Below are 10,198 nucleotides of genomic sequence, written 5' to 3'. Positions count from 1 at the left end.
GTACTCGGGCAAGGCCGTCCATCGACCCGTTGACCGCACTATCGGCGTGTCTTGCGAGTTGGCGTGGTGAGGGCGAGGAGTCTCCGTTCGGGACGTTCCCGATGAGAAGGAGACGCGATGGACCACGAAGCGGCAATACCCGAGGGCGACATGTCCGGTCTGGTGGTGGCGCGGGTCGGCAGTGTGGAGGCGACCACCGGCGCGACGCTGCCCTGGGTGGTGCTCGATGGTGCGGGGCGGCCGATCGCACCGGTCAGCGGGTACCTTCGGGAACTGCTGGCCTGCGGTAACACCCCAGCCTCCTGCCGGTCCTACGCCTTTGACCTGCTGCGCTGGTTCCGGTTCCTGGCCGCGGCGGACGTTGACTGGAGCCGCGCAAAGCGTGTGGACGTACGCGACTTCGTCCTGTGGCTGCGGACGTGCCACAACCCCGCGCGGGACCGGCGGCGCCCGGAAGCACCCACGCCCGGATCCCTGAACGCACGCACCGGCAAGCCGTACCTGAAGACGGGCTATGCCCCGGCGACGATCAACCACGCAGTGTCGGTGCTGGCGGCGTTCTACGACCATCATCTGCAGACCGGGTAGGGGCCGCTGGTCTCGCCGGTGCCACCGCAGTCGCGCAACGGGCGTCGGCTGGAGGCGCATCACAATCCGCTGGAGCCGTTCCGGCTGCACCGCCGGGGCGCCTACCGGCAAAAGCAGGCCGACCGCGAGCCCCGCGCGGTTCCCGATGATGTCGTCGAGGACCTGTTCCACTCGCTGGGCTGCCACCGGGACCGGGCACTGTTCTCCATGTTCCTGTCCAGCGGCGCGCGAGCCGCCGAGATGCTGGGCATGACGATCAGTGACGTCCACCCGGGCGAGGGCCGGATCTACGTGTAGACCAAGGGCCTGGGCGGAGCCAAAGAGGCGTGCCCCGCCTCCCCAGAAGCCTTCGCCTGGCTGGCGCTCTACCTCGGCGAGCTGGCCCAGGACGGCCACCGGCCCGCTCCCGAGGAGGCGGTGTGGTGGACCCTTCGCGGCCCGACGCGTCCGTTGACTTACACCGCGCTTCGGGCGGTGCTCAACCGGATCAATGCCCGGATCGGGGCGAACGTCACGCTGCATGACCTGCGGCACACCCTGTGTCTGCGCTTGATCGACGACCCGGGCATCACTCTTGTTGACGCCCAGCAGGTGATGCGCCACCGGCGGATCACCACGACGAGCGGCTACCTGCGGCCGAGGATCGACGAGGTCATCACCAAGGTCCACGAGCACTACACACGCCCCAAGCAGCCACCGCAGCCGCTCGCCGGCTGGACCTACGACCCGGACGACCTCGCCGACGTGTTCGGCAACAACTGATGGCCGCCCGGCACGGCCGCACTGCGCGCACACCGATAAGCCCCCGCGACCCCGCCACGCTCTCCGGAACCCGGCTGCCGGAGCCAAGGCCAGCGGCCACCGCCGACGGGCGCGCGAGTACGCCACGCGACGAACTCGCGCGGCTGGCCGGGGATCTCCTCGACCAGCCGACTTCCCGTGATGTGTGGCGGCAGCAGCTCTCTCTGACCCGGGTGCTCGACTGGCTGGAGGGATTCCCCGCTGACACCTGGCAGGACCGATGGCTGCTGAGCGGTTCCGACGACCAGGGCTCGGCCTGGGGGCCGCAGGGCCTGCGCGCCGGAACGCGCTCGCGGTTCACCACGGGTCTGGGCATCCTGATCGTCCTTCAGATGGTCCGGCCGACCTACGGATGGCTGTTCGGCAGTCGGCTGCTGGGTGTCTACGACGCCTACCGGCGCCACAACCAGACCCCCCTGTTCACCGAGCTTCGGGAGCGTGCCGGCGGACGCGAGGGCTGCGACGAGCACGCGACCGAGGCCCTGAACGTGCTGAGAAGCTGTTTCCGAACCCGACAACCCTTAGCCGTGGAGGGACGGGTGATCTGATCGTGTTCAGTTCGTCCATGCTGCGCGCCGTCTTGCCTAGCCGGTCCGAGCTGTGTGTCGGAATGATGGCGTTCCTGGACAGCACAGGAGCAATTACCCTCTGTCCTAGCAGAGTTGTTGAGTCATCGAGACGGGACGAAGGATCATGGCAGCACAGGAGCGCCACAAGCAGGAGATCCCTCGTGTCTCGATGACCGATGAGGAGATCGAAGCGGCGAACTTGGAACCGGCTCCTCAGCTCAACAGCGATATCAAGCTGATGGAGTACACCTCCGAGTGGGCCGTGGTGTTCGAGGCGGAGGCCGCCCGGATGGGCGACAGGCTGAGCGCGCTGCCTCACCGGGTCGAGCACACGGGATCCACTTCGGTACCCGGGTTGCCCGCCAAACCGATCATCGACATCCTGCTGATCGTTCCCGATTCGGCCGACGAGTCCGCCTACGTGCCTGCCCTGGAGTCCATCGGCTACACGCTCGCGATCCGGGAGCCCGACTGGTACGAGCATCGCGTCCTGCGTAGGCCCGCCCTCGGCCCCAGTGCCGAGTCGGTCAATTTACACGTGCTCTCCACCGGCTGCCCTGAGATCGAGCGGATGCTCCTCTTTCGCGACTGGCTGCGCGTCCACACCAGCGACCGCGACCTCTATGCCCGGACCAAGCGTGACCTCTCGCAGCGGACGTGGACGTATATGCAGCACTACGCCGACGCGAAGAGCGAGGTCATCGCCGACGTCCTCGAACGCGCCGGCCAGAGCACACGAGCACACCATGAAAGCTGAACCGCCCGTCCTCGCCGGCAGCTCCTACCGCTCATGAAGGGTGATCTCGGCCTGCTGCGGGAGCGGAACTTCCTCCTGTTCTTCATCGCCCGCACCTCGTCCCTGACCGGTAACGTCATCGCCCCGCTGGGTCTCGCTTTCGCTGTACTGGCCATGCCCGACGGCTCCCCGTCTCAGCTCGGACTGCTGCTGGGGACCCGCACAGTCGCCCAGCTCGGTCTGATCCTGCTGGGCGGCGTCCTCGCGGACCGGTTCGCCCGCAAGCGTCTGATCATCGTGGGGGAGACCACCGCCGGGTGCTCCCAGGCCCTGACCGCCGCCCTGTTCCTGCACGGCAGCGTGTCGATGAGCTTCCTGGTCGTCCTTGCGGCCGTCAACGGTGCGTCCTCCGCCGTCAGTCAGCCAGCCGCCACCGCGCTCGTTCCCCAGCTCGTCGATGCCGAACGCATTCAGCCGGCGAACGCGTTGCTGCGCCTGGCGGCCAATGTCTCCCGTATCGGGGGCGTGTTTGTCGACGGAGTACTCGTCGCGGTCGTCGCACCGGGCTGGGCGCTGGCCGCCGACGCCGCCACCTACTTCCTGTCCGCTGTGCTCCTGATGCTTGCCCGCCCGCGTGCGACGTCGCGGGCAGTCGCAGCGACAGAGGCACCGACCGGTCTCCTGACCGAACTGCGCGGTGGCTGGAAGGAGTTCTCCTCCCTGCGCTGGATGTGGCCGGTCGTCGGCCAGTTCGCCGTCGTCAACGCCTGCTTCGGAGGGGCCATCATGGTGCTGGGTCCGGCGGTGACCGAGCACGAATTGGGCGGCGCGGTCGCCTGGTCGTTCGTTCTCGCCGCCCACTCGGCGGGTTTCGTCCTCGGCAGTCTGATCGCGATCCGTATCCGGCCCCGCCATCCCCTGCGCACGGGCGTCCTCGTCACCTTCGGCTTCTTCCCTCCCTACCTGCTCCTTGCTGCGGGCGCCCCGACCTGGCTCATCGCAGTCGGCATGCTCACGGCCGGCGTCTGCATTGACGTGTTCGAGGTCCTGTGGAGGACCACGGTCCACACCCATGTCCCGGAGCACTCCATGTCCCGTGTCAGCTCGTACGACTCCCTGGCATCCTTCATCTGTACGCCTCTAGGGCTCGCGGTGGCAGGCCCGGTAGCCGCTCACATCGGCGTAGCCGAAACGCTCGTACTCAGCGGCGTACTCGTCACAGTGACCAGCACCATCCCCCTCTTCTTTAGGGCCGTCCGCGACCTCCCATCCCGAGTCCCTGGCCTGGACCACGTATCCGCATAGTTCTCCTGGGTTTTCTCTTCAGGCGGTAGGAGCAGCTTTGCGGGTCAGCCGCTTAGTCATGAGGGTGATTGCGGCCCAGGTGATGAGTGTTTCGGATTCTCTGAACTAGGCACGGCTGCTTGCCGCTCAGGAAGTGGCCGTCGACGTGTCGATGGATACTGCGAAGGCCGCGAGGGCAGTGAAGTCATCGTTCCGCAGACCGATCCGCGGATTGACGTGGTGGAGCAAGGCGGGTGCGCGGTGGTTGGCAGCCACGTGTGCATGATCCGCGTCGCTCTGTTCGTCGTCCACCCAGGCGAACGGTCGGCCGTTGGCGTACTCCACCAACGGCTCGGACTTCCAATGAACGCCATCAGGGCGCTCGTTGAGCAGGGCGTTACCGAAGTCGACGAACGGCAGTTCAGGCAGACCGAGCACAGGTCCGATCCACTTGTTCGCGTTACTCATCCAGGTTGTGGCCCAGCAGATCTCGTAGCCGAGAGCCAGCAGCGCCCGTCCGTGTTCGGGGTTGAGCCATACCCGGAGTGGCCGCATGCGGGTCCTCAGTCTCCCGGGTTCCTCATCTGCCCCACTCCCCTGTGGGACGCGGAGGGTGGTGTAGCCCTCGGGGCGCTTCTCGGGCTTTGCCGCATACGGATTCAGGGGTCCGTCGACGTCGAGGAACAGCAATGGCCGACTCATGGCCCCCCGAATTCTCGCTCTCGATCTACTGAGTCGCCGAAGCATATCCGTCTTCATGTATCGCTGGCGCGTCCGGCGATCTGGGTGAATCCGGGCATCCCGAGATCGACCGCCGTGGCCGTGCGGGCTGTGGCGGCGTCCATCTGAGCGAGCTTGTGCTCGGCGCCGGCGAGGCTGGTTTCGAGGCCTTCGACTTCGCCGAGCCAGCCTTCCCGCTTGGCTTCGGCGATGCGGTCGGTGAGGTTGTCGCGGATCTCGACGAGCCGGGGACGCTCAGCAGGGTCAGGCCGGAGCATGGCGCATCTCAAACAGGCGTGCTCATGAATGCAAGGGGTGGAGAAGGCCCGGCCGCAGGTGCCGATGGAGAGTTTGCGCTTCTCGAAGTGGCCGAGGAAGGAGTCCCACTCCTCATCGGTGGGCGTGCGGTATTCCTCGCCAGGCCGGGTGGCCCGGCGGCGGGCGATGAAGGCCCGGTGCGCTTCGATGACTTCACGGGGGTAGACCGCGAGGTAGCCCATGGTCGTGTCGATCACGCGGTGGCCGGCGACGAGCTGCGCGATGTGCGGCGGCATTCCGTTCATCACCGCGTCCGTGATGAAGACTCTTCTTTGAAAGCGTCCAGGGTGACCACTACTCATACACGAGGCTGAATCGCGCGGCCATCAACGAGCTTCGCACCGCCGCGTCCGCCGGCGGTGACGAAGAGGCTGCGCACGCTCTCGTCGACCTGCTGATCGACGACTTGCCCCAGGACCCTGAGCACGACGGGCTGATGGACAACTCGGAGACGGGAGCGGTCATACGGTGTCTCAAGGCCGTTCTGCGCCGCCTCGGTATCGAGTTCGAGGTCCCCTTTCACGACAAGCAGGGCTACTACTCGTTCCGGATGGAGCACAGCAATGGCCTCATTACTGACCTGACCAGGGTCTTCGCCCCAGCGCGCGCAGCGCTGGAACGACGCGAGCAGACCACCTTCACCGGAGGCTTGCGGGGGCTGCGCGGCGAGCTGCGCAACCTCATCTTCGCCGCCGCGCAGAAGCCAGAGATCGTCTGGAGGGACGTCGCGGGTGGTGTCATCGAGATCACGAAGAACAAGGACCACTGCCTGCTGTATGACCGCCCAGTGGGAGCCTCGGGCCTCACCTGGAGCGAACTCAGCAAGTGGTGGCACCTCCAGGACGGCATGTACGGGATGTCTGAGCATCTCAGGCTGCAGGCGCTCCTGAAGCGGCTGAGGGGGTCACTCAACACCCCGGAGCAGCTGTTGCTGGACACCTACTGGGATCACGCGATGCAGCGAGGCTTCGGCGACTTTCCTGCTCTGTTGCCACAGGTGTATCTCCATTACGACCCCTTGGCGCAACATCAGCGGAATCAACGAGCGGAAGGCAAGGTGCTGACGCGGCAGCGGATGGACTTCCTGATGCTCGCTTCCGGCGGTCGCCGATACGTTCTCGAGCTGGACGGGAAGGAGCACTACTCGCGTGATGGGAAGGCCGCACCCGACCTATACGCCGACATGGTCCGAGAAGATCGGCGGATTCGTCTTCAGGGGTACGAGGTGTACCGGTTTGGCGGCGCCGAGTTCGTGGACCCACAGGCTGCCAAGCTCATGCTGAGCGGGTTCTTCGACCAGTTGCTGGCTCCATAGCTCCGCCCCTCACGAGGAAGCCATACAAGCTGCCGTCACCTCCAAAGCCGGAGCGGGTACAAGCTCGACAGCCCAGGTCATTGCGGCCCGGGCTGTCGCGCGCTGAGGCTCAGCGCCAGACCGAGTCAGGCCCAGTCCACGCTGAGTTCCCGGACCGCGTCGAGCTGCTCCTGGGCGAGTTTGTCGCGCCTGGCCTTGGTGTTCGAGACCCATACGCCCAGCTTCACGGTCACCGGCTCCGTCTCGCCGTCGACCGCGATCGTCTCGCTGTGCCCGCGCGGCACAGGCCGGTCGGTGCCCTCGCGTTCCACCCACTGCGTCAGTGCCGCGAGGCCGCGCTGGAACGCTTGCTGCGCCTTGCCCGGCCCCTTTGTTCTGGACGCGGCCGTCGGGGCGGGAGAGGGAGCCTCAGAGCCCTTGATGCCGAGCGCGGTGAGCCGCTCGCGCTGCTCGGTCGACAACTGCCTCCAGGTGCCCAGTCCTTGTTGCCGCCACCGCCACGTGCCGATGTCGTCGCCGTCGAAGGTGACGCCGGGTGCGATGTGGGGCAGGTGGCCGTCGGCGTCGACCAGGTCGGCGAGCACTCGGTAGTGGCGCTGCCAGTCCAGCGGCCAGGGGCAGTTCCAGTCCGGGTCGATCGTGGTCAGCTGCTGCGCGCGCTTCGCTGCCCGTTCCGGGTCCTTCCCCAGGCCGCTCTTCCGGCGGAGGTTGGCGATGTGCTGCCCGATGGGTACCAGGCCCTCGGCTTCGCTTTCGCCCCACACTGCGTCTTGTCGGGGTGCGAGGTGTCCGGTGGCCTGCCGGTAGGACCGGAGTGCGGCGAGTTTGCTCTCCCATGCTTCCTCGCCGGGCTCCCAGAGCATCCCGGCCTCGGGGGCGTCGAGCAGGGTCTTGCGCCTTTCCTCGAGTTCGCCGGCGCGCAGGGCTTTGCGTTGCTGGTGGACCCACCTGCCGAGGGGGAAGTCCTTGGTGAGGCCGGCTTCGGTCTCGGTGTCGTAGGGGACGGCGTGGATGCCGGTGATGTGGTTCTCGGTCCGCCAGCGGATGAGGGCCTGGTAGCCCTGCAGCCAGACCAGGGACTCCGGCCGGTAGACCCGGGTCCGGAGGAACGCGGCGATGGTCGCGGCGTCCCGGGGAGAGGAGAAGTGCAGCAGGGCGGACTCGGCAGCGGCGTCGGTGTCGTCGTTGTGCTGCTGGTCCTCGTTGTCGCTCTCGCCGCCGGCCCCGACGATCCGCCCGTCCTCGTCACGCCGGACGTGGACCTTGCGCTTCCCGCTCGTGAGCGCCCGGGAAGCCAGCTGCTCAACGAGTCGTTCATCATGATTGCGCAGGCCTTGGAGGACCGCTACAAGGGGGCGGAAGCTGGCACTGGCGACCATGTCGGTCGGGTCCTCGTTCGGCTCCAGGAACACCGGGACGATGATCCTGGCCACCTTGGTGGAGCCGTCCTTGTTCAGGCGTAGCGCCCGGCCGATGTTCTGCACGATCTCCACCTGCGAGCCGCGGGTGTCCGCGAAGCAGATCGAGTCGACTCCCCGCTCACCGGTGATGTCCACGCCCTCCCCGAGCACGCGAACGCTGGCCAGGAACGCCCGGTGCACCCGGCGCCCGGCCGCGTCGATGCCGTTGGCGAACTGCCGCAGCACCTCGCGCCGCTCGGCCACCAGGTGGTCGCCGCACAGCCACGCCGACCACACCCGGTCCGGGGGTACGTGGCGGCCTGTCTCGAGTTCGTAGAACTCCGCGTCGATGGAGGACTTCGGCAGCGCCTCCGCCTTCGCCAGGTCGTCGTCGGACGCGTCGTTCAGGTACAGCTCGGCAGCGGTCTCGGGGAGCTTGTTCGCGAACGCGGCGGCTTCCTCAACTTTCTGGTGAAACGTCATGACCGTACGGAGGTTGTACGCTGCTGCGTGCTCCAGCAGGGCGGTCTGCAACAGGGCGAGGCGCCGGCCCCGCCGCGCCTCCTCTGACTCCCCGTGGACCGGCGAGGGATCGCGGATCTCCAGCACGTCGATCTCGAACGGGGCGAGGATCTCGCGCTCGATCGCCTCGCTCAGCCCGAGCTCTGCGAGCCAGGCGCCGTACGTGCCGTTCGGGTCGTCGGCCATGGTCGCGATCGCGGGCTCCTGGCCGTCCGCGCCCTTCTGCGGGCGGGCTGCGGCGAGGATGCGCGGGGTCGCGGTGAGGTAGAGCCGGAAGTCCGCCGGGATCCGCTGGTTGTCGTGGATCGCCGCCCACGGCCGCCCGAGATCGCCGGCGGTTCCGTGGGCCTCGTCCACGATCGCGAGGTCGAACCCGTCCATGCGCTGCCCGTAGAGGCGCTCTCCGCCCGCCAGAGCGGCCTCCAGCGGCCCGCGAACCAACGGTGTGTCGATGTCCTCGCGGTCGACGAGGGAGGCGTATGTGGCGAATACGACGACGGGCCCGTGGCCGGCCCACAGGGCGAGCTGGATCGGGTTCGTGGTCGTCCTCACCCCGAGCGAGTTGAGGACCGCGTCGTTCTCCAGCGAGCACACCGCGACCATCGGGGCCCGGTGACCGACCAGGCGCCAAGCCTCGGCGGTCTGCGCGAGCAGGTCCAGGGTCGGGACCATGACGAGGATCCGCCCGCCGGAGAAGTTGTCCAGCGCGCACGCGGCGGCCGTGATCGTCTTGCCCGAGCCGGTCGCAGACACGATTGTGCCCCGGGCACCCTGCGGGGGCACAGATGACCTTGCAGGGAATCCCACCCACCTGCGAAACGCCGACTTCTGGTGCACCTGGTGTTCCCTGAGCGAGATTCCCAGCATGTGTGTTTCCCCCTTTTTAGGCGGCGTGGTTCAGTCGGCGAGGTAATTTCGGAGATCTGGTTTATGTGTCGAGCCCTCTGAGTCCCCATTCATCGAGACCGGCATAGATCGTGGCGGTCCGGCATTGAGGTGCGTTCATGACTTCGGCTTCGCCACGGTAGATGGCGATGAGTGAGTCGGCGCCGCGCCACCAGGTGTCTGCGAGGCCGGCGACCTCCGGAACAGCTTCGAATCGGTCGAGCTCAAGGTCGTCTACGGCGTCGCCCGTCAACGTCATGGTGGTGCGTGCACAGCTGCGGGCGTGGGCGGCCAGCGCCAGTGCCTCCACCCACCCTGCAACAGTGGCGTGCAGCGGCACCCAGTCCCCGGCATGGAGACCGAACTCTCCCCTGGGGCCGATCACGAACGAGTAGGGGAGAGCGGTGCGCTGCAACCCGGCTTCGAAGTGCCAGTCAGGGGCCGGCCCCTCGGGTACGTCTCCGCTGAGTGTCCGAGGTCCGCCGTCATAGTGGGGAGAAGGGGGAAGAGCGAGGCCACCCCAGACGGCTTCGTAGGCGAACACCCGGTCGATCTGATCCTCGGGGATCCCGTGCTTCACCCACCGAGCCCTGTGCTGTTCTATATCGGCACGACCCATCCAGTAGCCATGAGAACCGATGAAGTATTTCGCCCTGCGAGTGATTCCCTCAGGAATGCCTCTGTCGATCGCCATTCAGCCCGCCTCAGCCTCTACTCCATTTTCGCCAACTCTACATGCTGCATCCAGTGCAGCGCCACACTGGAACCTGCACGAACGAGCTCCGCCATCCCTTGTGGCCAGCCTGGCCCGCGAAGCGGGCCCATGCGGTTCTGGAGGCGCAGCCGGAAGGACCGTCAGGCGGGGGAGCGCAGCGGACCCCCGCCCAGGAGTGCGAAGCACTCCTGAACTCCCTTACCTAGCAACCAATTAGTTGCACCATCAGGATCCGGTCAGCCCGGCCGCGCGATGCGCGGCCCGCCGGGCGCGAAGCGGCCGGCCCCACTGCCCTCACGGAGCGCAGCGAAGAGAGGGCGCCCTGCGCAGCAGGGCGCGGTGAGC

General features: G+C 67.2%; 11 protein-coding genes. 7 read left to right on the top strand and 4 right to left on the bottom strand.

Annotated features, from left to right (window positions below; translation table 11 throughout):
* Positions 1 to 117: 117 nt before the first annotated feature.
* The 6 genes from P3L51_RS32715 (at position 118) to P3L51_RS32690 (ending at position 3,999) form a co-directional block, all read left to right on the top strand.
* Entirely contained in the window at positions 118 to 588 is a 471-nt protein-coding gene (locus tag P3L51_RS32715; protein WP_354608970.1) for a site-specific integrase, read from the top strand.
* Between the two features lie 18 nt (positions 589 to 606).
* Positions 607 to 885 (top strand): site-specific integrase, encoded by a 279-nt coding sequence (locus P3L51_RS32710; protein WP_354608969.1) that lies wholly within the window; start codon positions 607 to 609, stop codon positions 883 to 885.
* Positions 886 to 1,005: 120 nt separating this feature from the next.
* Positions 1,006 to 1,350, top strand: coding sequence for a tyrosine-type recombinase/integrase (locus P3L51_RS32705; protein WP_354608968.1), 345 nt, complete (start codon positions 1,006 to 1,008; stop codon positions 1,348 to 1,350).
* Positions 1,350 to 1,937, top strand: coding sequence for a hypothetical protein (locus tag P3L51_RS32700; RefSeq protein WP_354608967.1), 588 nt, complete (start codon positions 1,350 to 1,352; stop codon positions 1,935 to 1,937). Before P3L51_RS32705 ends, P3L51_RS32700 begins: the two co-directional genes overlap by 1 nt.
* Before the next feature lie 145 nt (positions 1,938 to 2,082).
* On the top strand, positions 2,083 to 2,715 hold the full coding sequence (locus tag P3L51_RS32695; protein ID WP_354608966.1) for a GrpB family protein: 633 nt from the start codon (positions 2,083 to 2,085) through the stop codon (positions 2,713 to 2,715).
* Positions 2,716 to 2,748: 33 nt separating this feature from the next.
* A complete protein-coding gene (locus tag P3L51_RS32690) occupies positions 2,749 to 3,999 on the top strand; it encodes an MFS transporter (protein WP_354608965.1) in 1,251 nt (416 codons plus the stop codon).
* A gap of 126 nt (positions 4,000 to 4,125) precedes the next feature.
* On the opposite strand, the gene P3L51_RS32685 is transcribed toward P3L51_RS32690, so the two are convergent.
* Both P3L51_RS32685 and P3L51_RS32680 read right to left on the bottom strand, forming a co-directional pair.
* The gene (locus P3L51_RS32685; RefSeq protein WP_354608964.1) at positions 4,126 to 4,680 is read right to left on the bottom strand and encodes a hypothetical protein; all 555 of its coding nucleotides are present in this window, start codon (positions 4,678 to 4,680) and stop codon (positions 4,126 to 4,128) included.
* 53 nt (positions 4,681 to 4,733) lie between these two features.
* Complete coding sequence (locus P3L51_RS32680) at positions 4,734 to 5,261, bottom strand: integrase (RefSeq protein WP_354608963.1); 528 nt, start codon at positions 5,259 to 5,261, stop codon at positions 4,734 to 4,736.
* A gap of 191 nt (positions 5,262 to 5,452) precedes the next feature.
* On the opposite strand from P3L51_RS32680, the gene P3L51_RS32675 reads away from it, so the two are divergent.
* Positions 5,453 to 6,331 (top strand): putative endonuclease domain-containing protein, encoded by an 879-nt coding sequence (locus P3L51_RS32675; RefSeq protein WP_354608962.1) that lies wholly within the window; start codon positions 5,453 to 5,455, stop codon positions 6,329 to 6,331.
* A 125-nt stretch (positions 6,332 to 6,456) separates the two neighbouring features.
* On the opposite strand, the gene P3L51_RS32670 is transcribed toward P3L51_RS32675, so the two are convergent.
* Positions 6,457 to 9,120, bottom strand: coding sequence for a DEAD/DEAH box helicase (locus P3L51_RS32670; protein ID WP_354608961.1), 2,664 nt, complete (start codon positions 9,118 to 9,120; stop codon positions 6,457 to 6,459).
* A 61-nt stretch (positions 9,121 to 9,181) separates the two neighbouring features.
* The gene (locus P3L51_RS32665) at positions 9,182 to 9,832 is read right to left on the bottom strand and encodes a hypothetical protein (RefSeq protein WP_354608960.1); all 651 of its coding nucleotides are present in this window, start codon (positions 9,830 to 9,832) and stop codon (positions 9,182 to 9,184) included.
* Between the last annotated feature and the right edge of the window lie 366 nt (positions 9,833 to 10,198).

It is taken from the genome of Streptomyces panacea, assembly GCF_040560175.1.
Taxonomy (GTDB): Bacteria; Actinomycetota; Actinomycetes; order Streptomycetales; family Streptomycetaceae; genus Streptomyces; species Streptomyces panacea.
The sequence above is the reverse complement of the archived record's forward strand: the minus strand, read 5'-3'. Positions and strand labels throughout refer to the sequence as shown.

Excerpts from the sequence above, each read along its gene's own strand:
- P3L51_RS32665 (WP_354608960.1), bottom strand. The coding sequence starts at position 9,832 with ATGGCGATCGACAGAGGCATTCCTGAGGGAATCACTCGCAGGGCGAAA.
- P3L51_RS32700 (WP_354608967.1), top strand. The coding sequence starts at position 1,350 with ATGGCCGCCCGGCACGGCCGCACTGCGCGCACACCGATAAGCCCCCGC.
- P3L51_RS32670 (WP_354608961.1), bottom strand. The coding sequence starts at position 9,120 with ATGCTGGGAATCTCGCTCAGGGAACACCAGGTGCACCAGAAGTCGGCG.
- P3L51_RS32715 (WP_354608970.1), top strand. The coding sequence starts at position 118 with ATGGACCACGAAGCGGCAATACCCGAGGGCGACATGTCCGGTCTGGTG.
- P3L51_RS32695 (WP_354608966.1), top strand. The coding sequence starts at position 2,083 with ATGGCAGCACAGGAGCGCCACAAGCAGGAGATCCCTCGTGTCTCGATG.
- P3L51_RS32690 (WP_354608965.1), top strand. The coding sequence starts at position 2,749 with ATGAAGGGTGATCTCGGCCTGCTGCGGGAGCGGAACTTCCTCCTGTTC.
- P3L51_RS32685 (WP_354608964.1), bottom strand. The coding sequence starts at position 4,680 with ATGAGTCGGCCATTGCTGTTCCTCGACGTCGACGGACCCCTGAATCCG.
- P3L51_RS32675 (WP_354608962.1), top strand. The coding sequence starts at position 5,453 with ATGGACAACTCGGAGACGGGAGCGGTCATACGGTGTCTCAAGGCCGTT.
- P3L51_RS32680 (WP_354608963.1), bottom strand. The coding sequence starts at position 5,261 with ATGAACGGAATGCCGCCGCACATCGCGCAGCTCGTCGCCGGCCACCGC.